This is a genomic window from Candidatus Chlorobium masyuteum, assembly GCF_011601315.1.
GTDB classification, from domain to species: domain Bacteria; phylum Bacteroidota; class Chlorobiia; order Chlorobiales; family Chlorobiaceae; genus Chlorobium; species Chlorobium masyuteum.
In genome coordinates this window covers 51,787-74,597 of sequence record NZ_JAAORA010000002.1, presented here as the reverse complement: position 1 = coordinate 74,597, position 22,811 = coordinate 51,787, and the positions used below count along the sequence as shown (strand labels likewise).

The following is a 22,811-nucleotide window of genomic DNA, read 5'->3' as shown; positions in this document are numbered from 1 at the left end:
ATATGGCACGCTCCCGGCCTTCATCGCAACGGGGTTAGAGCTCCAGAAGTTTCAAAATACCCTTGAGCGGGATAGCTGCCCATTCAGGGCGGTTGTTCAGCTCATAATTCAGCTCATAGACCGCCTTGTTCATCAGATAGGCTCGCATAAGATGCTCACGCTGTTTAGGCTCCTGCGGGACGATTTCGCTTCCTCTGGTTTTTTCGAAATAGGTGTCAATAAAGTGCTGCCCGACATAGAAGCTCCAGAGGTCAGCCCAGGGCTCAAGAGCCTGTCGGTCTTCGGGACGGATAGCCGAATGACTCTCCATCAGCACATTGCTTGCGGCATAATCGAAAGAGCGAAGCATGCCGGAAATATCGCGGAAAACCGAACGCTTGATTTTGCGTTCAGAAACCGGGCGGGCAGGCTCACCTTCAAAATCGATGATAACAAAGTCCTTGCCGGTAAAGAGCACCTGGCCGAGATGGTAGTCACCATGAATCCTGATTTTCAGGGTATCAATCTTCTCCAGGCGGACAGGATCGAACTGTCGGATAATCTCGTCCTGCTTCTGCACATAGAGTGTCGCCAGCTCCTGCTGTGGCTGAGGCAGGCGGTGCATGATCTCACGGATAAGAATCATGGAGCGTTTTACCTGCTCGCACATAGCCTGATAGATGGAGCGCTGGTAGAGTGTGGTAAAGGCTTCGGGAGCAAATGCCGGATCACTCTCAAGCGATGCCAGTGAGAGGTGCATCTCTGCTGTCCGTTCGGCAAGCTTTTCAATCATGCCGAGATATGCCTCTCCAATCAGCTCGTGCATGAGCGAGGGAATCTTTACCGGTTCACCGCTCAGAGCCGGAAGCGGGGGCAGAGCAACACCGGAGCTTCTTTTGGCAAGAACATCGTCATAATAGCGGTGGAGATGACCGAGCGACAACTGCCATGCATCCCCTTCATTCTGGACAAAGCACTGCAGAATGCCCAGTGAGTAGCGGCGGCTGCGGCTCTGCTCATAGTTCAGCGAACCGAGATACTGCGGAAGGTTGGCAAAGGCGGTCCTGTCACTGAGCGCACTGCACATTTCAACTTCCGGCGAGACCCCGTTTTCAATGCGGCGATAGAGTTTGAACGAGAGCTCATTATGAAACCTGATCGAGGTGTTCGTCTGCTCGACACCCATCAGAGTCGGCTCCGGCTCCTGACCGGATATTTTATCGAAAAAGGCATCCGCTTTTACCGCTTTTATTCCTGATACCCGGCCCGACTTTCCGGTCCAGCCCTCCCTGCCGGTCACCAGATGGAAAAGGCAGTTGAGAAAACGGTTATCGAAGGTGGCATCACACAGGTAGCCCTCGGCATCACCGACCACAACTCGTGCAATAACCCTTCTGTGGAAGTTGTCGTCAGAAAGATTGAGCGCAGAGAGTGGAGTAAAACAGACCGGAAGCTGATAGAGGTCGTTCTCTCCGCTGGAGTAGCGAACTTCTGTCATGAGCAGTTTGGCCTGCGCCATCCCTTCGACAGGAATGGTATCGACAATGCTGATGCGCATGACGTTGCGAGCTTTTCCTCCAAACCAGCGGCTTGCATTATAGAATTGCGGCAGCAGCTCGGTTTCAAGGAGTTCGCGGCTCTTTCCCGTAAAGAGAACCTGCCAGCGCGAAACGGAAGCAAAGGGTTTTTCAAGGAAAGGCCGCCCGGCAACTTTTTCGGTATCCTCAACAAGCTTCAGCCAGAAGTAGCCATAGGAGCCGAGTGCGACCATGTAGGGAGTCTTGCGGATTTTCGGAAAACGGTTCAGGCTGAATACCTCTTCGGGAATGTAGCCCTCAAACCGGGAGAGGTCGATCATGACCGCCTGGGCGTTGCGTGAAAGGTTGATGACCGACAACATGGTCTCATCCTCAAAACGGCGGATAAAGATCAATACCTTGGGGTTGTTGACCTGCAGAAACTCGATGCTGCCGCGGCTGAGCGACTTGTATCGGCGGGCAGTGGCAATAGCGTGACGCATCCACCAGAGCAGTGAGTTGACATTGCTCTCCTGCACCTCAACGTTTACCGCTTCGTAATGGTATTCCGGATCAATAATGACCGGAAGGAGAAGCTGCTGGGGATTGGCTCGCGAGAATCCTGCATTACGATCGGAGTTCCACTGCATGGGGGTTCTTACTCCGTCGCGGTCGCCAAGATAGAAGTTGTCGCCCATACCGATCTCATCACCATAGTAGAGCACAGGAGTACCGGGCAGAGAGAGGAGCATGATGTTCATCAGCTCGATCTTGCGGCGGTCGTTGGTCATCAGCGGGGCAAGACGGCGGCGAATGCCGAGATTGATGCGCGCCTTGGGATCATTGGCATAGACGCGGCGCATGTAGTCGCGCTCCTCGTCGGTCACCATCTCAAGGGTCAGTTCGTCATGGTTACGAAGGAAAGATGCCCACTGGCAGTTTTCCGGAATTTCCGGTGTCTGGTCGAGAATATCGATGATCGGAAAGCGATCCTCCGTAGCCAGAGACATATACATTCTCGGCATCAGGGGGAAGTGGAAGTTCATGTGACAGAGATCACCATCGCCCAGATAGGCTGCGGAGTCCTCCGGCCACTGGTTGGCTTCGGCAAGCAGCATGCGGTTCGGGTAGTGCTCATCAACATAGGTGCGAAGCTTGCGCAGGTAGTCGTAGGTGCGCGGAAGGTTTTCACAGTTGCTCCCCTCCTCTTCATAGAGATAGGGCACGGCATCGAGGCGGAGTCCGTCAACACCCATACCGAGCCAGAAATCAAGCACATCATAGAGCGCCTGATGCACTGCGGGGTTCTCGAAGTTCAGGTCCGGCTGATGGTGGAAGAAGCGGTGCCAGAAATACTGGCCGGCAACGGGATCCCAGGTCCAGTTGGAAGCCTCGAAATCCTGGAAAATAATGCGGGTCTCGGAGTACTTGTTCGGATCGTCGCTCCAGACATAGAACTCTCGCTCCGGAGAGCCTGCAGGTGCTTTTCTTGCACGCTGGAACCACGCATGCTGATCGGAGGTGTGGTTCACCACCAGCTCGGTAATAACCTTCAGGCCACGGCTGTGCGCTTCATCAAGAAACTCCCTGAAATCCTCCATCGTACCGTAGTCGGGATTGACCGACATGTAATCAGCAATATCATAACCATCATCGCGGAGCGGAGAGGGGTAAAACGGAAGCAGCCAGATGGCGGTTACGCCAAGGCTTTCCAGATAACCGAGCTTCTGTCGTAATCCCTGAAAATCTCCAATGCCGTCATTGTTGCTGTCAAAAAAGGTTTTGACATGCGCTTCATAGATAATTGCGTCCTTGTACCAGAGGAATTCGGGTTGATACATGATAATGGTGTGCTATACAGTGATAATTGATAAATACAATGTTCTGCTCTAAAAAAAACGGTATCAGCCGAGCGTTACCCTGAAAATATGCGCCGGCATGTTCCCGGGGTTCACCTCCACATAGTTCCATTCACCTTTCCAGTCGTAGCTCATGCCGCTCAACAGATCTTCGACCCTGAACGGGTGCTCGTGCGAGAGCGCAAAGCGCTCAAGCGGAAAGCGCAGCCATCCGCCTCGGGTATTTGAGTGATCGAGATTGACTACAACAAGAATGATATTGCTGTTGTCTTCCGTCCGTTTGACATAACCCATGAGATAGTCATCCTCGCGCCCTGCCGAAGCCTCTATCTGTACAAAGGTAATATCAGCGGTCTGCTGCAGGGCAGCATTATCCTTCCGGATCCGGTTGACGCGGGTGATCTCTGCACGGATATTGCCCGGACGGTCAAGATCCCACTGCTTGATCTCATACTTTTCCGAATCCAGATAATCCTCCTTGCCCTCGGCTACAGGCAGATGCTCACAAAGCTCGTAGGCCGGTCCGTACATTCCGTAGTTGGAGGAGAGGGTTGCGGCAAGCACCATCCGGATAATAAATTTTCTGCGATCTCCGCTCTGCAGCTCATCGGGCAGAATATCGGGCGTGTTCGGCCAGAAGTTCGGACGCATGAAATGCTCCAGCCCGGAGCTTGTCAGCTCATTGAGATAACCCTGAAGGTCATGCTTGGTATTGCGCCAGGTAAAGTAGCTGTAGGACTGGCTGTAGCCGGCTTTGGCAAGCCGGGCCATCAGTTTCGGACGGGTGAATGCCTCGGCAAGAAATACCGTATCGGGATGCTCCACCCTGATTGAGGCGATAGCCCACTCCCAGAACAGAAAAGCCTTGGTATGGGGATTATCGACACGGAAAATCTTTACACCCCGCTCTATCCAGAAGAGAAAGATGCTTTTCAGCTCAATCCAGAGGTTCTGCCAGTCAGCACTCTCAAAATCGATGGGGAGAATATCCTCATACTTTTTCGGGGGATTTTCGGCAAACTGCACCGTTCCGTCAGGACGCCACCGGAACCAGGTCGGGTGCTCCTTCACCCAGGGGTGATCAGGCGAGCACTGAAAGGCAATATCGAGAGCCACGGAAATACCGTGCGTTTCCGCTTCAGCTACAAACTCCGTAAACTCCTCAAGGGTGCCGAGCTCCGGATGGACAGCCTTGTGACCACCGTCACTGTTGCCGATTGCCCAGCAGCTTCCCGGCTCTCCTGGAGCGGCAACAAGGGCATTGTTCCTGCCTTTGCGCTTGGCGTAGCCTATCGGATGAATCGGGGGGAGATAGAGTACATCAAACCCCATTCCGGCGATCATAGGCAGCATCCGGCTGCACTCCCTGAAAGTACCGTGCCTGCCGGGCTCTGAAGCCCATGACCGGGGGAAGAGTTCGTACCAGGAGCTGAATCCGGCTTTTTTCTGCTCAACAGTGAGCAGGAGTACTTTTTCGTAGAGCGTTGCACAGCTCTTGTCGGGAGCGCGCGCCATAAGCTCTGCAAGCCGGGCGTCAAGCACCGCCTTGACGGACTCTGCGGGTTCACCGGAGCGAACGGCGGCTGCATAGCGCTTGAGCTCTTTTGCATCGGAAGCGGTCGATCTCGCCACCCCTGCATCAATCAGGAGTGCGCCGATCAGGAGGTCGAGAGAGACCTCCTGATTAGCCTCTGTTTTTTTAATCAATCCTTTTTGCCACGTAAGGAAATGGTCAACCCACGCCTCAATGGTATACTCATAACTGCCGGGGCTGCCGACGTCGAGGCTCCCTGACCATCGGTCATTGCCGATCGGGTGCATCGGTGATCGCTGCCAGTCAGAGGCTCCGGAAGGCCGTGCACAGAGCTCCGCAGCGATCGTATCGGCTCCATCGACAAAGATATCGGCCTCAACAACAATAAACCCTCCCTCAACAGCTTTTGCCGGGTATTTGCCCCCGTCAAGTTCGGGTGAGAGATTTTCTATGATCACCCTCTGGCGACCGTCAAACTCCAGCTTGACAGCGTTGAGTACAGTCCGGCGGAATGCTTTGCTCATCTTCAGAATTTCTGGTTGGAAACCGGGGGAATCCCGGCCATAAAGCAGTTCTTCAGGAAACTTGACCTTCTCAATAAACAGTACCAAGCGTTCCGATGCTGCCCCCTGTTCTTCAACAGAATGGAAAATAGGAAAACTCCCTTACTTTTTTGCGCAGATACTCTGCTAATTTCAAAGAGTATGGTAAATGATGAACCTTGAGGCTGCCTTTGATTTCTCAAAAAAAAAGTTGTTCCTTTAGGGTAGCCGCAGGATCAAAGGCCAAAAACAATCGTCATGATCGTTTTACCCTGAAGCTTACGGAACACTTCACAGCAACAGCCGGTAAGGTTTGACCGGTGTTCTGAGGGTGATTTAATTATACAATCCAACATTACAGAGCCATCATGTTTGAACCACAAAAAGAACGACTGCAGGAGATACACCGCCGCCTGGAACAGTTACGGGGGTATCTTTGACGTCGATCAGCGCAAAGAGAAAGTTGAGGATCTTGAAAAAATAACCGCTGACCCGGCCTTCTGGAATGACCAGAAAGAGGCCCACAAGATATTGAAGGAGCTGAACGAGCATAAAACCTGGACCGAAGGGTACGAGAAGCTCGCAGCAAAAGAGAAGGTGTGCCTCGATGAGCTGGAAATTGCATCCGAGCTTGAGGATGAATCATTCTCCGATGAGCTCTCCGCCGCCATTACGGAAATAGAGCTGGATATTGCTGCCATTGAATTTAAAAACATGCTTTCAGGCAAGGATGATGCGGGTAATGCTCTCATCACCATTCATGCCGGAGCCGGAGGCACCGAGGCCCAGGACTGGGCGGAAATGCTCTATCGTATGTATATGCGGTGGGCAGAACGCAAAGGGTTTAAAATCTATACCGACGACTACCAGGAGGGTGACGGAGCGGGCATCAAAACGGCTACGCTTGAAATCCAGGGCGCCTATGCCTACGGCTATCTGAAAGCTGAAAACGGTGTTCACCGGCTGGTTCGGGTTTCGCCCTACGACTCCAACGCCCGAAGGCACACCTCTTTTGCCAGTGTCTACACCTATCCTGAAGCACCTCCTGATGTTGAGATCGAGGTTCGCAAGGAGGATCTGGAGCTCTCGACCTTCCGCAGCGGCGGCAAGGGTGGCCAGAACGTCAACAAGGTTGAGACCGCCGTGCGCATCAAGCATCTCCCGACCGGAATTGTGGTCGGTTGCCAGGAGGAGCGTTCACAGTTCCAGAACAGGGAGCGCGCCATGAAAATGCTTATGGCACAGCTCTACCAGCGGCAGCGGGAGGAAGAGGATGCCAAAAAGCGGGAGATCGAGGGCAAAAAGAAAAAAATCGAGTGGGGAAGCCAGATCCGAAGCTATGTTCTCGACGACCGGCGCATCAAGGATCACCGTACCAACTATGAACGCTTTGACGTTGAAACCGTGCTTGATGGTGATCTTGATGAGTTTATGGAACACTACCTCTCCGAATTCAGCGACTGATGCCGTCCACCGGGAGTAATCAGCCTGTCCGGTTCGGAGTTGTAACCGACATGCACTACGCTGCCGGAAGCAATGCCGGAGAGGCCGAAGGGCTTCGAAAGTGGATCAAGCGCAGCAGAAATAATAATGTTGATTTTCTGCTGCAGCTCGGTGATAGCATCAGGGGAAGTGAAGAGCACTGTGAGGATGAGCTGCGGCAGGTTCTGGCCATCATGCAGGAGTTTCCGGGCACCATCCGCCATGTTATCGGCAACCACTGCCTTGCCATAGCTGAAAACAGGCTGCTTGCAGCACTCGGAATGAGCAGACCATACTACTCATTTACAACAAAAGGGTTCCGGTTTATCGTGCTTCATGGCATGGAGGTTTCGGCACTCAACACCCCTGAAACCCCGGAAGACCGGGAGACTCTCGATTTTTACCTTGACCGCCTTGACGATGATCCCTGGTTACATGACTACTGCGGAGCTATCGGCTCCCGGCAGAAAGCGTGGCTGAAAAACGAACTTGCTGCCGCTGAACTGGCCGCTGAGCGGGCCATCGCCCTCTGCCACTTTCCACTCTTTCGGGCGACAACCGACCTAAAGCACGGACTCCTCTGGAACCACAGCGAAATTGCCGCTTTGCTTGCCGCCTCGCCCGCTATTAAAGCCTGCATCAGCGGCCACTACCACTACGGAGGCTACCTGCAGGAGAACGGCAAACACTTTATTGTGCTTCCCGCCTTTGTAAACCGGAAGGAGCATCCCGAATTCAGCTTTGGTACCGTGGAGCTCTACCGCGAAAGGATGGTGATCTATAATCAGGATGGAAGTGCACTTTACGACCTTACCCTTCTCTAAACGCCGAGCTGAACCCGCATACCATGATGAAGCTTTTCACGCTCCTCATTCTCTTCGCAACCGTCACCATTCCTGCAACAGGAAACGGTGAAGAGCCATTGCAACTGGGTGTTGCCCAAACTGCAAGAGAGCAGGGGCAGTTTTTTGTGGTCACCGTAACCGGCACTCACACCGAACCTGAACTCCGCTTTATGGATCGCAGCTTCCGGATGTTCCACCAGCCGAACGGCTCCTGGAGAGCACTCCTTCCGGTCGAAAACCTTGCCCAGCCGGGCAGCTGGAAGCTTCTGGTTCGTCATGGGGTGTATGAAAAGAGCCTGACGCTGCGGGTAATACCGAATAACCTGCCTCTCCAGCAGATCACGCTTGACACCACAAAACGAGCACTCAAGGCAACGGAAACTGAATTAACAAAAGTCACGGCGGCACTGCATACCGAAACACCCGAACAGCTCTTTGCCGGAACGTTCATGCGCCCCGTAGCTGGAGCTACGAGCAGCCTTTTCGGACTTAAACGCTCCTACAACGGCGGACCGGTCGAGAGCTACCACAAGGGTATTGATATTTCAGCACCAAAGGGAACAGCGGTAAAAAGCACCGCAAAAGGAAGAGTCGTGCTCACCGGACGGGAGGAAGAGGGATTTCAGGTACACGGCAACACGGTCATCATCGACCACGGCCAGGGAGTTACCTCCATCTACATGCACCTCTCCGCCATTACCGTTTCCGAAGGGGAGCTTGTCGAAGCCGGAACCGTTATCGGCAAAGTCGGCCACACCGGCGTCTCAACCGCACCGCACCTGCACTGGGGCATCTACCTCTACGGCACCAGCGTTGACCCGGAGCTTTTTGAAGGAAAATCCCTGTAGGCAACTTTACTGAACAAAAGCAGGAGAGGTTGTCAATTACGGGAAAAAGGATGTTCGGCCGCATTGCTTATCGGCAAATCAGTTATCTGAATCCTTTGATTCCCGGGATGCATACAAAGCATGTTAACAGCAACCTGATCCGGATAGAGGTTCTCCTGTAACCCGAAATGATTGTCAGCATTGAAATAAGCCGCAATATGCCACCAGCAGCGATAACCAAATGACCAGAGAAGCTCGATAAGCTGCTGCGACTTTTCCGGGCGATCGTTCTCAACGTAGAGTACCGGTTTTACCGAATTGATCATCTCTGACATCCCCCGTAAAACCCCGGCCTCCATCCCCTCCACATCTATCTTCACAAAATCAGGCTTCGGAAGAAATCCGGAGAGATCATCCCCTCTTCGGCACTCAACACGTTCTCCACCGCCAGAAGAATCCATCAGACTGATCCCGCCGAAATTACCCGGACGATCATAAAAGACCCTGGGCAGGGTTACTATTCCGGGTTTCTCCCCAAGAGCAAACGGAAGCGCACGAGCCCATCCCAGGCAATTGAGGGCAAAATTTGCGGCAAGATTATTGAACACTTCCGGCTGAGGCTCAAAAGCGACAAGGCAGCCGGTGTTACCCACCATGCCGGCCAGCGGAACGGCAAGGGCTCCGATATTGGCTCCGACTTCCCATACAGTGTCACCCTTCTGTACGATTTTGCTGAATAACTGAACCTCATGCTCACAGTATTCACCATACAACTCCAGCGCACGACCGCAATAAAAGCAGTGGAGGTTATAGACAAACACCCCGTGTTTTCCGCTTACAAGGCGTTGATGTCCGGCCAACTGGGAGATGGTTTTCATAAAACGTAAAATTTTAGCTTCAACGCACAGAAAGAGAGCCCATGCTGTCAATATAATTCACGATCACATTCATTGCGCCACAGAAGCCCGTATCCTCTTGAAATGACAGGGCCTCCGCTGCATGTCTCCGTTGAAAACATCATGAATGTGTCAAACGACACGGCAGCAATCAAGCCATAATCCGATGCAGTCATCTGATCATTCAAATAACCTGACAACGACATACTTCGTGTAAACGGCTACAACACTCCTGCACACCCGGCGAACTGCGTCCCGAAGCATAAGTGTGACTGCTGCCAACCTGTTTGGCGAAAAGCTCAGGCGAACAGTAAACGGGTCAATTTTCAGGTTAGTCAATGAAATTGAAAGCATTCGGCTGCCCCTTACATGGCCCGAAATCAGGGTGAAGGAGCTGCATGCATGACCTGACATATCTCCTGTAGTGCAGAAATCCGTGCTCCATGAAATAAAAGAATTCTTTCCTCTTCGAGTGGCCGCCATTACTTTTTATTTTCTTTTATACGTCATAAAAACATTATTTTTACAACACAAGAACAACAACGAAAGCCGTACCGGCAATACCGGTAATTAAAAAAACGGCCTACCAAATAGTGTCGTAATCTGTTTTCTCAATAACCGTCAACAATGGAGCCAACTATGCCTGAACAAAAAACAGTAACAATCTACCTGACGAGCTGGCAAAAAAGAATGGTAGCTGATCATGTCAAAGGCCTTACTGCGATCACCAAGGCAGTTATCACCTCTAAAATTGACCCTGGATCATTGGTAAAGTACAGGGTTCCCAATGATCTTGTCTCGAAAAATAAATGGAATTTCTATCTGAGCGATGAACAGATTGCTCATCTATCAGAAATACATGGTATAAAGGCCAAATTTTCGGCTTTGAACGTTTCAAAGGAGTTGTTGGACTCCGGTGCTATTGCTTTCCATTAGCATCATACTGTGAGTTTGGAGGAGAGAATGCACATGATTCTCTCCTCCATGATTAAGCCTCTTTTTTGCCAAAGCAGATTAATCATGCAGATTATTCTCTCAGCTTAAAAAGCAGTTTAAACGCTACCTGAACTGGAGCCAAACACTATCTCGGCAGAGACACTCTCCTTGCATAAAAACATTCATCAGGAAAAATCATTGCAATGAAGGTAAACACAACACGCCAAGTCTACGAACTAAAGGGCTGTAACTGGGAGTTGACCCTTCGCTGCACACTGAATTGTATGCATTGCGGTTCTCGAGCCGGAAATGCAAGACCAAACGAGCTGAGTCTTGAGGAGTGCTTCACGGTAGCTGACGCGCTGCTCGCCCTCGGTTGCAAGGATCTGACCTTCATCGGTGGAGAGGTTTTTTTATTTAAAGGATGGGATCAGCTCTCTGAATACCTCACGAACAAAGGGATCAAAATCAATATTGTTACGAATGGCTACAGGATCGGGAAAGCTGAAATCGAACAGATAAAACGAGCCGGGTTGATCAATGTAGGCGTTTCCATAGACGGTATCGAACAAACGCATAATATGATAAGAGGCAGAGACGATGCGTTTCAGCGCATAGAGCAAACACTTGACCTTTTGAGTAAACATGGGATCAGCATTTGCGCAGTAACCAGCCTCATGCAACTGAACTGTAATGATCTCGAAGATCTCTACCTTTTCCTTCTTGAACATGACGTATCGCTCTGGCAACTGCAATTGATCAATGCCATGGGCAACATGGCTGATCGGCCTGATTTCGTTGTCACTCCTGCACAGGTGCGGCAGGTTATAGATTTCATACGTGACAAAAACCGTGATCAGCAGATGGTCGTGGTCGCGGCAGACAGTATCGGGTACTTCGATGACAATGAAACGTATATCCGGGGAACATCATCGCTGATTCCCTGCTGGGGAGGGTGTTCTGCCGGAATTACCGGACTGTTTATCGACAGCGTTGGCAATATAAAGGGTTGTGGTTCGCTCTACTCCGATCATTTCATCGAAGGCAATGTGCGCCAAAAACCTTTGGCAGATATCTGGAATAATGAAAATGCATTTGCCTACAACAGAAAATTCACTCCCGACATGCTCACCGGAATGTGTGAGGGGTGCGATGTCGGCAGTGAGTGCAAGGGTGGATGCCGCTCTTCAAACTTTTTTTCAAGCAACGCCCTCTACGCAAGTACCTACTGCTGCCGTAACCGATAAAGGAAGCTATACAGACTTTACACCTGGTAATCATCATCAATAATCAAAACTTCTGATGACATGAAAAAGAGCGGTTTTTATCTGCGATATCTCTTCAGTGCTGTGGTGATGATAACACTGGTCGGCGGACCGAAAGCTCAAGCAAGAGAACGCTCCGTAGAGAGTGGCAACACCAGTTCAAAGGCTGTATACTGGAAAACCGAAAGAGATTATATCGGTATGCTGGCAGCCTATTCGGTAGTCTACAAAGGCTGGCAGAAAGATAATGCCCGCGGGTATAATATCGGATCTGTTCTCCTGAGCAGCGACTCCCTGAACAGCCGTCTGGTGTTTTGGGCCCGGAATTGCAATGCAGTTACGCACAATGAAACACAGCACGGAGAGGTCCGTTTAATGATCGGGTATCTTGCAAAGCTGAATGCCGACCGGCAACACGGGGTTAAAGTTCCGGATATCAAAAACCTTGCTGGCTGCACCGTATACACAACACTGGAGCCATGTGCCCAGTGCTCCGGTATGATGACACTGCAAAAGGTTCGCAACACCCTCTATGGAGAGAGTGATCCCGGGTTCGGCAAAGCCCTTGAGCGACTGCAGCTGGATTCATCGTCCCTGCCGAACGGTTACCAGCCCTATCCTCGCCCGGTTATTTCCGAAAGGGCCAATATCATTTACTGCAACCTGTTAGAAGAGGGTTATGCCGCGTATCAGAAAAAATATGGTGCGGACGCTCATATAACCGATTTCCTCAAATCGGAAGTAGCCCGGCTTATTTTTGAAAGCGCCTACAGTGAGCTGAAAGCGTACAAGGCTAAAGTGCCGTCAATCAACGACAAGTTTTTGGATGAGGCCAAAAAGATGGTTGAATCCGTGCCAAAGGAGTTTGTCCCTCTTCATCCGGAGATATAGTATGTTTACTTAATCATCGTACGGACTATCGGCAACTTTTAAATCGCATGGTTGCATATCGCCAAAATCCGTTTACATGTTTATCTCTCGATGATTTAACCGTTAAATAATGTAGGGAAGCAGTCAATGACTTCATAGCAAGTAAGTCGTCAAAAACAACTTTAACAATGACGAATTTACCATTACAACTCGGGTCATTACATATTTAATCTCAGTTAGTTGTAAATGGCGTAAAAAAATTAATTCACCTCTATTAACTTTTGCATAAAACATTTCCCACACTCAATATGTCACTCATCTCAAAAAGTCTTGATAAACTCCGAACCGTGACCTTTACCATTTGACTCTCAACGTTTACCTCTGTCTCCCACGACTTATCGGGCAGATTCTTTGTAGCATAATTGCAATCAATAATCACCCGATTGTTCTGTCCGCCAATAAAGGCATCTTTCGGTTTTTTAATGTATTTTTTCAACATGCTCTTGTGTAATTTTTTCATTAAGAAACGTATTGTAATGCGAGAAAAGCGTAAATAAAGCATCAGCAAATGCACCGCCTAATTCAGGGCAATAATTCTCATCAAAGACACGCTTACTATTGCAATCAACACATAAGAAGCCCCAATAATTCCAGTGATCATCACGCTGCAAGGTGGTTTCTGGTGGCGCAAACGAAGAAATATATCTGATCGGTAAAACTAATGCACTTTTGTAGGGTAAATTCCACTTCACCACCGTCCTAAAAGAAAAAAAAGAAAAAACCTCGGGTTGATCTATCTCTTCAAACGATGAATTCACATATTTGTGTTGTAGCCATAATTTCGGAAGATCATTACTTAAGAAATAACGGGAGCGGCCATTCCTCGCATACCACAAATCACTAAAATCCGTATTGCCTTCTAAAAAATGTTTCTTTACTTTTTTCTTATTTGTCACTTTAGTAATGCCATCTCTTGCTGTAACTTTCAGTTCATAATCCGGCTTCAGCTCCACTAAACAAGCTCGACATCTCTCCCCAATAATCACAGAAAAACATGTTGCGATTGCATCTAGAAGACTTACTGTTAAAGGCATTATTTTCGTTACAGCAACCTCCTGTATCGCATCTCTTATCACATGGTTAACGTAATGAGTAAAAATTAAGCTTTGAGCATAACGATTGAGTCGTTTCCTCTTCAAATAGATCAATGAAGTCAATAAAATAAGAACAATTATGGTCAGAAATATTATGTATAAATATGACCGCGTTTTAGTATCGGAGAAGAGAAGTGGCGCCACGAGAGCTATTATAGAGGCTAAACCGGCAACGTAGTGGAATATCCTCTCGAAAGAGAAATGAGGTAACTTGGGAAGTTGTGCTTCGAACTTCGTCTGTAGTTCAGTAGGCATAAGAGCTCTTTGCTCCAAAAATTAAGCACAAAATAAATCAGGGCAGTGGGCTTGACTTACCCAGTAGGTGTGTGAGCACTTTTACTTGTAAAAAAAGTATTCCTTGATCTTAAAACATATCCACATCATTTCCAAAAAAAAGAGCAAAATAATCTTAACATTGCAATCTTAATGCCGTCAGCACGGACAATTTACGAATTAAAGCTTGGAAGGCATTTAAGTAAAGAGTTCCAGCCATAACAAACACCATATTCTATTATAAAACTGATATTTACTATTGCCAATGCACCAGTTAAAAAGTTTTTTTCATAGATAATATCAACGTGATGGCATTTCACTGTCGCACGCTGGCTTTGATAGCCTGAAGGTCTTTGCCTTTGGGCATTACGAAAAGACAGGTGCCGTTGCTGCGTTTTGCCCATAACTCTCCGAGTACACGTTTTTCTCTCGAATCGTCGTTACTCCATGACGTTTCTGATTTATACTCAACTACGAGAATACGGCCATCGTTCAACTTACAGACAAAATCCGGATAAAATTTGTCTGTAGAGGTTTGTAACCAGAACGAGTGAGTTGGTCTTTGCTCAAGGTTTCGTACCCAAAACTCAACTTCCGGCAAATGGTCAAGATATGCGGCACAACTCTCCTCTTCTCCATTCATTGATGCTATATCCCGGTAATAGTGCTTTTTAAAAACGAGACTACCCTGATATCTGGTATTGTATGGATAATCTGTCGGCTTAAAGGTAAAACACACGTCCGGCGAGACAACCAAAGGCGTTGCGCATTCAGGCAGGATAAACGTCTGATAGGATTTTTCCCACTGCTTCCTGCGAAGATCATCTATTTTCGCTGAGAGCCTTTGCCGCAAGGTGTACTTGTCATTGAACAGTTGAGAAAGCGTCAAGCCCCGTTCATTCATGAGGTAATGAATAACTCCAATAAGATACGGTCCACTTTCTGTTGGCAAAATATCCCGCCTGTTTGGAAGGTTCCGATCAATCCAGTAAACAAGCTGAGAAACCGTTTGGTTCTTGTCATCGTTCAGAAGGCTCAATTGCTGATGCAGGGAGTCCACAAATCGCACCGAAAGTTGGCCACGATTGGTAATGTCTATTTCGGCTAATTTGCCATCAAATCGTTTAGTCGAATACTCTGACTCACTCAGTTCCGGCGAACATTTGGAGAGCTTCCAAGGCGTTTCATGAAAGTGAGTCTCCTCAAATTGTTCGAAGAGGTTCCCTTGCCTTACTGAAAGCACTGGAACGGCAAATATCTCAAACCGCTCAGCGGGAGTTGATACGCTTTTTTTTAGATATCGCCGGGAGTTCTGGAACACTCTTTCGATACTCTCTTTTCCCTCAGGGGTGACAAAGCATTCGAGAAGTGCCTGTTTTTCGGCATCGTCCATTTCTCCGGTAAAAGTCAAGGCTTTCGACTCAATATCATAGGAAACCTTTTTCTGGATGGCTTCTGGTAAAAATCCGAAACAGGGTGTTTCTTCAATAGTTTCCTTTGTTTCCGCAAACAGATCCATAGCGCCTTGATGGTTTACAGGCAAATTCGTGATCAACTCTTTTGCTTCCAGTCTGTTAAACCCATTCAGAACAAGAGCGTTTTCAAGAGCTTTCGCGGCCTCGACAAAATTCCTCGAAGCCGAGAACGCATAAGCCATGTTGAGTTCATCGCTTTGCTTCCGCTTAGCTCCCGGCAGGCGCATAATCCGCCCAAGAATTTGTTCGACCGCAGTTGGTGAGCGCATTTCAGCTACAGAACAAAGCACATAGGCAAACGGACAATCCCAGCCCTCCCGCAATGCCTGTACGGTGATGATGTATCGGATAGTACAACCGGGATCTGCGAGATTAATACCGTCAATCTCTCTGTCTGATCCGGTGGCACGCCGGATTTGATCTATTGGAATGTTGAAATCATCGAGCAAACACTGTTCGACAACTTCGACAGTCAGGGTTTCATGTGTTTGACTTTTTGCCTGCGCCTGAATGAGCATAATTGGGCGAATGTGTTCGCCTGTTGCTACTTTCTCCTTGATGGCCTCCTGCTCAAGATGTTGGCGCAACGTTATGGCATCAGAAATCAGCTCTTTCCAGTTTGGTCGCGTTTCAAGACGAATCGGCATTTTGATCATCTGATCAGCCTTAAGCTCGGCAGCCGACACCGAATATAAAACGTTGCTTGGGTTGGATTCCGTTGCCGGGGTAGCAGTAAACTCGATAATGCACGAAGGATTGAACCTCGACAGTGTTTCAAACGAAAGCTGCGTTCTGGAATTATGTGCTTCATCAACGATGATGATCGGATGATGCAACTTCAAAAGATTGGCAAAGGATTGAACAGGTTGGCCATTGTCGTATCGGTCGAGCTGTTCCGTAAGTGAAGGATCAAGGGTACTAAAATGCTCCATCAATGCCCCCGATTGTTCGTAAACTTTACGACCTTCGGTTTCATCTACCCGAAACGCCTGCATGGTAGAAACAATGATGGTTGCGTTACCGGTAACCGTCGAACGATTTAAAGACAAGGCTTCCTGAATTGACAAAACCTCAACAGCGGGGAGAACCTCTTCAAGAGCTTTTCGGTAAGGATGCTTCCTGTCTTGAAGCGCAGTTATCGTCTGCTCTTTGATTGTATTGGACGGAACCAGCCAAAGGACGAAAGGGGTTTCGCTGTGCAGAAAATCTTTTGCGGCGATACCAGTAGCATAACTTGCAACAATAGTTTTACCCCCTCCAGTCGGAATTCGCAGACAGACATATGGTAATCCCGGCAATTCTGATACCTCTCTATATGGAATGCCGGTTCCGAACGATTGTCGGGTTATGCTGTAAAACGCGGTATCGGCACTGTCATACTGCTGGCAGGCAATAAAATAGTCTTTCAATGCCTGCAATACCCGACGTTGGTAATCCTTGAGAGTGATCATGACAGCTTTACTTCGTATGGGATTTGCCGGAAAATGATGTTTTCACTGTTCAAACGGGTCGGACCAAGAAGGCAACCGTTGCCGTACACAATTTTCAGTCCATCATGCTTTGGCAATTTTGCAAGCACGTCACGAGACAGCACATTACCGCCATCGTCTGATGAGTCCCCAAGAATACCATTGTAGAGGAGATATACAGCAGTATTGTTCGATGTACCAATAAGCGGAGTAGTCAAGTCGGAACCGGACGGCAAAGGCTCACCGATAGCCACAAAAAAAACATGATGGGCAAGTTCCTTGAATGTGACGGTTCTGTTGATGAACCCATCAGCATCGAACAACGTCTCGCCAAGTTCGCAAAACCTGAATCCTCCACCGAGTCCTTTCACCGATATATTCTTGGCGTTAACATATCCATTACTCACCCTCTTGAGACGCTCTGCGGTGATGTCCTTCGCAATTTTGTCTTTCATTTCAACCAAGACAAATCGCCTTTTCTGGCCATCAGCTTTGTTCAGTTTAAGGATGGCGTGCCCTGTTGTTCCTGATCCTGCAAAGGAGTCAAGTATGAGATCATCCTTTGATGTGGTAAAACTGAATAATTCTTCCAAAAGAGCGGTTGGCTTTGGAAAATCGAACGGGCGCCTGTCATGATGCAGAATCTCCTTGATCTCGTTAGTTCCAACACGTCCATCAAAAGTGAACAAGCTTGATAGTTTGGCTCTGTAATCGCTGACATACACTTTCAACTCAATCAGCTTGGCTTCATCCTTACCGAAAATAAGTCGTTGCTCTGCCCGTAATCTTTCCATGGTTTCAGGCGGGAACCTGTAACCCATCAATGGTTCTTTACATGGTCTGCCAGTAGTTGGATGCGGAACATCGTAACGATAACCCTCTTTACCAGGGTTGTGGACACTTTGGCTCCCAGTGTAAATCCCATCATCATCTATGAACTTATATCGATCAAATGGCCATAAATACTCTTTATTATCCCGAAACCATTTTGTGTAGGCCTCTTGACGTTGATTCTGATCCGGATATTTTTTTACATACTCATTGCCAATTTCAAGCAGTTTTTCTTTTACGGCAAGATTCTGAGACTTCCAAACAGAGGCAAGTTTACTTTTATTTTTAGCATAGCAGAGAATATACTCATGCTCAACAGCGATATTGGTCGGGTTGTTATCAGTCGCGTTATCCCAGATAATTGTCCCTACTCGATTCGAAATTCCGAAAATTTCATCAAAAAGTAATCGAAGGTTAGCAAATTCAACTTCATCAATGCTTGCAAAAACGACACCATCCTCTTTCAAAAACTGATAAAGGATCGAAAGTCGGGGGTACATCATGCATAACCACTTGTCATGACGAGAAAGATCTTCAGCTTCTGCACCGACAACTCTGAAAAGCCAATCCTTGATTTCAGGACTGCTCACATTGTCATTGTAAACCCAGCCACTTCTCTTGCCACTCTCATCTCTTTCATCAACACCGGTATTGTAAGGCGGATCAATGTAAATGCATTTGACCTCTCCGGCATAGTATGGGAGCAAGGCTTTCAAAGCAAGCAGATTGTCACCCTGAACAAGCAGATTTCCACTGCCGGGGTCCCCAAAAGACAACTCTTCGTTACCGCGCAGCAGGTGAAAAGGAACTTGTTTATGATGGTTGACAACCGCTTTTTTGCCTATCCAGTCAAGTGACGGCATTGATAACTCCAAGAGAATAGATTCATGCAATAAACTCTTTTAATGTACGAGCTTCAGAGGTTCAATGAAAACCCTCCTGTCTGATATTTGCAAAGTCTACTTCATAAGCGCGGTATTAAAATGAACCCCATACTTTTTTTGGTGAGCATCAATCAATAATGAGATGGTTGAGCCTCTCATTATCACGTCAGGCGTTTACTTCGTCAAGGATAGCACGCATCTCATCGCTTAACAATGAGTCTACATCCCTTAAAGTGGTTCTTGCAGAAACAAAAGTGAGTGCAAGCTTCAACCTCCTCAGCACTGGATGTGCAAGATTGACACTGAATTTTATATAGTCCCTGATGTCTTCTGAACTCACTGGTATCTTGATCCCCTTTCTGCTACCAACAATAATGAGCCCTTCATCCCGCAACGCAGCAGTTACATCTTTTCGAAATTGTTCCTCGCTGAGAATGATACCATATGTCTGGAGCCATTCAAGAATCTCTTGGGTGTATATGTATTCACTGGATCCGTCGATTGCTGAGTAGTAAAGATACTCAAGCGCCTTGACCTTTGGCTCATCCGAACTTGCGGCATGACACTCAAGGTATCGCTTAGCTTCTTCCATACATGCATTAAACATTTCACTTGCAGGTATGGCTGTCAAATAATGACCTTCACGGGGAAGATCTAAACGTCTAACCCAAGAAGGCTTTATAAGGGTGAGTAATTGATCACGCTCAGATTTATCAAAATCATCCTCCAAGGCTTTTCGGATAGAGCCAGCCAGAATATCACTTGCTTGTATAAACTCATTATCCTTGGCGGAATCAATTAATAGCTCGGGCTCGAACAGCTCCTCCTGCATCCTGCCGACAAGATACTTCGATAAGGAGCGTTGATAATCCGAACTCCCATACCTGTCAAGCGTTACATTTATGGAACCGAACAACTGGAAAAGTTCATGATTCAATAAACTCTGAATGTACTTGTAGAATGTGGAACGATAACGAAACCAATCTCCTTGAAGCGATTTCTTAACCACACGTATGGTAAGAATTCTGAACGTTGAGGCAAGTAGCTGCCGACAAATATCGTATCTCTGCTCAAAAGAACGTACTTGCTTTGACTTGAGCTCTTCCATTCCGTATGATGTCTTTATTTCCGAAATCACATGGGACAGCTCCAAAAGGCGATCTCGTTCAAGAACAATGGCGCACACGACAATTGTCTCTGATGCACCTTCCCCAAAATTCGGGTCACCGGATTCATCAATGTAAGCGACATATCTACTCATAGCATTTTAGACGGATGAGAATCATGATGCGATATGCTTGGAATGTTCGAATACCATAACGCCACATATGAAAAGTAAGCCGCAAACGATAAACGTGAGTTAATACTTGCGATTCAATCGGCTGTGATATTCACGCAATTAACTGAATTGCAATATTTTAGCCAAACATAATCGCACGTGATTTCGAAAAAATCACGGACCATTCTTACAACAAAAACATATTATGCCTGCCTTGTGAGGCATGCTGTCAGATTTCTCATCCGAAAAATCGGGTTCGAAATGACACGAAGTGGGTATAATTACTGCAGAAGCGATGAAGGTGCGGGCGAAATCCCGCACCTTCACAAAAAAGAAAATCAGAGCAGCCGGTCGAGGACGGCGACGATGCGGGGGGCGGAGGCTCCATCCCATTTTTCGGGAATTTTTGAGCGGCTGGTGATATGCTGGTGCGAACCGGGATGGAGAATGTCGTGGATGCGGCTTTTGATATCCTCCTCGTCGAGTCCGACAAGCACGTTGGTGCCGATCTCAATGGTGGATGGGCGCGCTGAAGTATCCATCATGGTAAGACAGGGCACATTCATCACCGTTGCTTCGGCCTGAAGCTCTTCAGTGTCGGTAAGCAGCAGCATCGAGTCGCGAAGCAGGGTAAGGAGCCCGGCATGAGACGGCGGCTCAATCAGCTTCAGATTCTCTATAGCGATGAATTCCGCATCAAGCAAATGCTCTTTAAGCAGGGCGTCAAATCCGGCAATGCGGGGCATGACTACCGTTATGTTGGAGGCAAGTTCCGTCAGTACCCGAAGCAGCATCCCGATATGCTCTTTCCCGGCGGAGAAAACGCCCTGTCCGAGGAGCATCAGTGCATATTTTTTCGGTTTTATCCCTTTAACCGGAACAGAGTTCTCCTTGTTTGCCTGCTCCATAAGACGGACAAGGGAGTCGATTGACAGGTTGCCGGAATAGAAGACCTTTTCATCGGCAACCCCCTCGTTGATCAGGTTGTACTCACCACTGTGCTCACTGACAAAGTGGAACTCGGCCATGGCGTCAATAACAACCCGGTTGACCTCTTCGGCATCAGAGCGTTCATAGCTTCGCAGCCCCGCATCGACTGCGGCTACCTGCATACCGAGCTTGGCTGCGGTCACCGCAGCACCAAGAGCAACATTATCGCTTCCGCAGACCAGCACGAGATCGGGTTTTTCACTGAGAAGAACGGCCTCCATGCCGGTCATAACGGAGGCAAGCTGATGAACCGCAGAACCTTCGGGAAGGTAAATGGTACGGACGTCGTCACCAATTCCAAAACATGCCGCCAGGTCACTGCTGAGCGGCTTGGCACCTTTTGCAGAAACAAGAAGGGCTACCGGCTGGTAGGCTCCGTTTTTTTTAAGGGCATCGTAGAGCGGGGCAAGCGAGAGTATGCCGGGCCTGCTTCCGGCGGCAAGGAGTAATTTTTTCACAGTAAAAACAAAGCTTTGTTACATTAGAGAGCAAGGCACAACATAACCATCAGATCTCCATGCGAAAATTTATTCCGGTCAGCATATTGTTCGCCAGCATCATGCTTGCGCAAACAGTCGTGCTTCCGGTTCTGCACCATAATACACTCAGGGCGGAAAAAAAGAAAATTATTCTCGAGCATGCCGATACCATTGAGGGCGGAGAGAGTGAAGGGGGCAGCTTCCGTTCGGTCATTGGCAATGTACAGTTCCTGCACGACAACATAACCCTCAAATGCGACCGGGCAACCAATTACGAAGCAGAAAACAGGATCGTTCTTACCGGCAACGTTTACATTACCGACAACGTTTACGAGATTTACAGCGACAGCGGTGTCTACTGGCCTGACAGGGAGACCGGCGAACTGAGCGGCAACGTCCGGAGCCGGATGCTCAACAGCTCACTTGCAGCCAAAGCCCGTAAAGCAGTGGTCAACAAAGGCACCAGCCAGATCTGGCTTTACGATGACGCCATAGCCTGGCATGATCGCAAGCAGATCAGTGGCGACATTATCCTATTGCATCTCAAGGAGGCAACTTCAACGGCAAAGCGTCGTCATATTGATGAGATGCAGGTGCAGGGAGGTGCTTTTTTTGCATCCCTTGACACCCTCTCCCTTTCTCCCCAGGTTTACGACCAGCTTGGAAGCAGAAAAATGGTGATCCGGCTGAACGACAACTCAAAAATAACCGGCATAACCGCCACCACCGAAGCCGAAAGTCTCTATCATCTCTATGACGAAAAGCGCAAACCCTACGGCATCCACTACTCAAGCGGCAATGTGATACGGATGCTCTTCACTGACGGCATACTGAAGCAGGTCCGGGTAATCGGCAATGTTGAAGGGAAGCAATACCCCGAGCGGTTCAGGGGAGACAAAAGCATCAACCTCTCAAAGTTTGTCTGGCGGGAGAGTGAAAATCCGTTTACTTCAGAAAAACAGAAAAGCCTTCCGGGGAAGGCTTTTCAATAATCTGATCTTCAGGGAATAAGGCTGCCATGAATGCTATTTTGCCAATGGGCAGGAGCCTGATGAACAGGAACCGGTAGAGCAGGGTGATGGAGCCGGAGCAGGCTTGCTGGCGTTATAGTCGGTTTTGTAAAAGCCGGAACCCTTGAGCACAAATCCGCCATCGGCGCTGATAACCCGCTCAAAAGTCTCCTTTTCGCATTTCGGACAGATGGTCAGCGAGGCATCACTCATTTTCTGGACTATTTCAAGTTCATTGCCGCAGCTTGAACAGCGATATTGATAGGTTGGCATAATGTAATTTCACTCCTTGATTTATTCGTGTTCTGACTATGGTGAGTAAGTAAGTTCCCGTTTTTTTCGGGATAGAACCGTGTAAAAAAGTTCTCACGCCCTTTTCAGGCGGGGCTAACGTATATACTGATAATTGCGAAAA

16 protein-coding genes are annotated in these 22,811 nt (G+C 48.4%); 7 read left to right on the top strand and 9 right to left on the bottom strand.

What is annotated here, in order from left to right; translation table 11 throughout:
* Window positions 1–34: 34 nt before the first annotated feature.
* A complete protein-coding gene (gene treS / locus G9409_RS03920; RefSeq protein WP_166807531.1) occupies window positions 35–3,337 on the bottom strand; it encodes a maltose alpha-D-glucosyltransferase in 3,303 nt (1,100 codons plus the stop codon).
* Between the two features lie 63 nt (window positions 3,338–3,400).
* Entirely contained in the window at window positions 3,401–5,413 is a 2,013-nt protein-coding gene (locus G9409_RS03915; RefSeq protein ID WP_166807530.1) for an alpha-1,4-glucan--maltose-1-phosphate maltosyltransferase, read from the bottom strand.
* A 386-nt stretch (window positions 5,414–5,799) separates the two neighbouring features.
* Between G9409_RS03915 and prfB the strand changes: the two genes are divergently transcribed.
* The 3 genes from prfB (at window position 5,800) to G9409_RS03900 (ending at window position 8,606) form a co-directional block, all read left to right on the top strand.
* Window positions 5,800–6,895 (top strand): peptide chain release factor 2 gene (gene prfB, locus G9409_RS03910; protein WP_208019662.1). Its coding sequence is split into 2 segments (ribosomal slippage): window positions 5,800–5,868 and window positions 5,870–6,895, totalling 1,095 coding nucleotides; the frame shifts between segments, so codons are not numbered across the junction.
* Entirely contained in the window at window positions 6,895–7,737 is an 843-nt protein-coding gene (locus G9409_RS03905; protein ID WP_166807528.1) for a metallophosphoesterase, read from the top strand. Before prfB ends, G9409_RS03905 begins: the two co-directional genes overlap by 1 nt.
* 23 nt (window positions 7,738–7,760) lie before the next feature.
* Window positions 7,761–8,606: a M23 family metallopeptidase gene (locus tag G9409_RS03900; RefSeq protein ID WP_166807527.1), complete on the top strand. Its 846-nt coding sequence runs from the start codon at window positions 7,761–7,763 to the stop codon at window positions 8,604–8,606.
* Window positions 8,607–8,638: 32 nt separating this feature from the next.
* Here the strand turns inward: G9409_RS03900 and G9409_RS03895 are convergent, their stop codons facing one another.
* Window positions 8,639–9,463: an FkbM family methyltransferase gene (locus G9409_RS03895; protein WP_166807526.1), complete on the bottom strand. Its 825-nt coding sequence runs from the start codon at window positions 9,461–9,463 to the stop codon at window positions 8,639–8,641.
* A gap of 657 nt (window positions 9,464–10,120) precedes the next feature.
* Between G9409_RS03895 and G9409_RS03890 the strand changes: the two genes are divergently transcribed.
* The 3 genes from G9409_RS03890 to G9409_RS03880 all read left to right on the top strand — a co-directional run bounded on the left by G9409_RS03890 (window position 10,121) and on the right by G9409_RS03880 (window position 12,573).
* Window positions 10,121–10,417, top strand: coding sequence for a hypothetical protein (locus G9409_RS03890; RefSeq protein ID WP_166807525.1), 297 nt, complete (start codon window positions 10,121–10,123; stop codon window positions 10,415–10,417).
* Window positions 10,418–10,620: 203 nt separating this feature from the next.
* Complete coding sequence (locus G9409_RS03885) at window positions 10,621–11,664, top strand: radical SAM/SPASM domain-containing protein (protein ID WP_166807524.1); 1,044 nt, start codon at window positions 10,621–10,623, stop codon at window positions 11,662–11,664.
* A gap of 60 nt (window positions 11,665–11,724) precedes the next feature.
* Window positions 11,725–12,573: a nucleoside deaminase gene (locus G9409_RS03880; RefSeq protein WP_166807523.1), complete on the top strand. Its 849-nt coding sequence runs from the start codon at window positions 11,725–11,727 to the stop codon at window positions 12,571–12,573.
* A 458-nt stretch (window positions 12,574–13,031) separates the two neighbouring features.
* On the opposite strand, the gene G9409_RS03875 is transcribed toward G9409_RS03880, so the two are convergent.
* The 5 genes from G9409_RS03875 to G9409_RS03855 form a co-directional block, all read right to left on the bottom strand.
* Window positions 13,032–13,961 carry a hypothetical protein gene (locus G9409_RS03875; RefSeq protein ID WP_166807522.1) on the bottom strand — a complete coding sequence of 310 codons (930 nt, stop codon included), beginning with the start codon at window positions 13,959–13,961 and terminating at the stop codon, window positions 13,032–13,034.
* 334 nt (window positions 13,962–14,295) lie between these two features.
* The gene (locus G9409_RS03870; protein WP_166807521.1) at window positions 14,296–16,905 is read right to left on the bottom strand and encodes a DEAD/DEAH box helicase; all 2,610 of its coding nucleotides are present in this window, start codon (window positions 16,903–16,905) and stop codon (window positions 14,296–14,298) included.
* On the bottom strand, window positions 16,902–18,617 hold the full coding sequence (locus tag G9409_RS03865; RefSeq protein WP_166807520.1) for a site-specific DNA-methyltransferase: 1,716 nt from the start codon (window positions 18,615–18,617) through the stop codon (window positions 16,902–16,904). Before G9409_RS03865 ends, G9409_RS03870 begins: the two co-directional genes overlap by 4 nt.
* 187 nt (window positions 18,618–18,804) lie before the next feature.
* Window positions 18,805–19,899, bottom strand: a complete 1,095-nt coding sequence (locus G9409_RS03860; RefSeq protein ID WP_166807519.1) for a DUF3800 domain-containing protein — start codon at window positions 19,897–19,899, stop codon at window positions 18,805–18,807.
* Between the two features lie 356 nt (window positions 19,900–20,255).
* Complete coding sequence (locus G9409_RS03855) at window positions 20,256–21,365, bottom strand: UDP-N-acetyl glucosamine 2-epimerase (RefSeq protein WP_166807518.1); 1,110 nt, start codon at window positions 21,363–21,365, stop codon at window positions 20,256–20,258.
* Window positions 21,366–21,424: 59 nt separating this feature from the next.
* On the opposite strand from G9409_RS03855, the gene G9409_RS03850 reads away from it, so the two are divergent.
* A complete protein-coding gene (locus tag G9409_RS03850; protein ID WP_166807517.1) occupies window positions 21,425–22,378 on the top strand; it encodes an OstA-like protein in 954 nt (317 codons plus the stop codon).
* Window positions 22,379–22,411: 33 nt separating this feature from the next.
* On the opposite strand, the gene G9409_RS03845 is transcribed toward G9409_RS03850, so the two are convergent.
* A complete protein-coding gene (locus G9409_RS03845; RefSeq protein WP_006365709.1) occupies window positions 22,412–22,669 on the bottom strand; it encodes an FmdB family zinc ribbon protein in 258 nt (85 codons plus the stop codon).
* Window positions 22,670–22,811: the final 142 nt, after the last annotated feature.

Bases quoted from the DNA above. Each gene is read 5' to 3' on its own strand.
- G9409_RS03885 (WP_166807524.1), top strand. From the start codon at position 10,621: ATGAAGGTAAACACAACACGCCAAGTCTACGAACTAAAGGGCTGTAAC.
- G9409_RS03870 (WP_166807521.1), bottom strand. From the start codon at position 16,905: ATGATCACTCTCAAGGATTACCAACGTCGGGTATTGCAGGCATTGAAA.
- G9409_RS03860 (WP_166807519.1), bottom strand. From the start codon at position 19,899: ATGAGTAGATATGTCGCTTACATTGATGAATCCGGTGACCCGAATTTT.
- treS (WP_166807531.1), bottom strand. From the start codon at position 3,337: ATGTATCAACCCGAATTCCTCTGGTACAAGGACGCAATTATCTATGAA.
- G9409_RS03875 (WP_166807522.1), bottom strand. From the start codon at position 13,961: ATGCCTACTGAACTACAGACGAAGTTCGAAGCACAACTTCCCAAGTTA.
- G9409_RS03850 (WP_166807517.1), top strand. From the start codon at position 21,425: ATGCGAAAATTTATTCCGGTCAGCATATTGTTCGCCAGCATCATGCTT.
- G9409_RS03895 (WP_166807526.1), bottom strand. From the start codon at position 9,463: ATGAAAACCATCTCCCAGTTGGCCGGACATCAACGCCTTGTAAGCGGA.
- G9409_RS03905 (WP_166807528.1), top strand. From the start codon at position 6,895: ATGCCGTCCACCGGGAGTAATCAGCCTGTCCGGTTCGGAGTTGTAACC.
- G9409_RS03845 (WP_006365709.1), bottom strand. From the start codon at position 22,669: ATGCCAACCTATCAATATCGCTGTTCAAGCTGCGGCAATGAACTTGAA.
- G9409_RS03915 (WP_166807530.1), bottom strand. From the start codon at position 5,413: ATGAGCAAAGCATTCCGCCGGACTGTACTCAACGCTGTCAAGCTGGAG.
- G9409_RS03900 (WP_166807527.1), top strand. From the start codon at position 7,761: ATGATGAAGCTTTTCACGCTCCTCATTCTCTTCGCAACCGTCACCATT.
- G9409_RS03880 (WP_166807523.1), top strand. From the start codon at position 11,725: ATGAAAAAGAGCGGTTTTTATCTGCGATATCTCTTCAGTGCTGTGGTG.
- G9409_RS03890 (WP_166807525.1), top strand. From the start codon at position 10,121: ATGCCTGAACAAAAAACAGTAACAATCTACCTGACGAGCTGGCAAAAA.
- G9409_RS03865 (WP_166807520.1), bottom strand. From the start codon at position 18,617: ATGCCGTCACTTGACTGGATAGGCAAAAAAGCGGTTGTCAACCATCAT.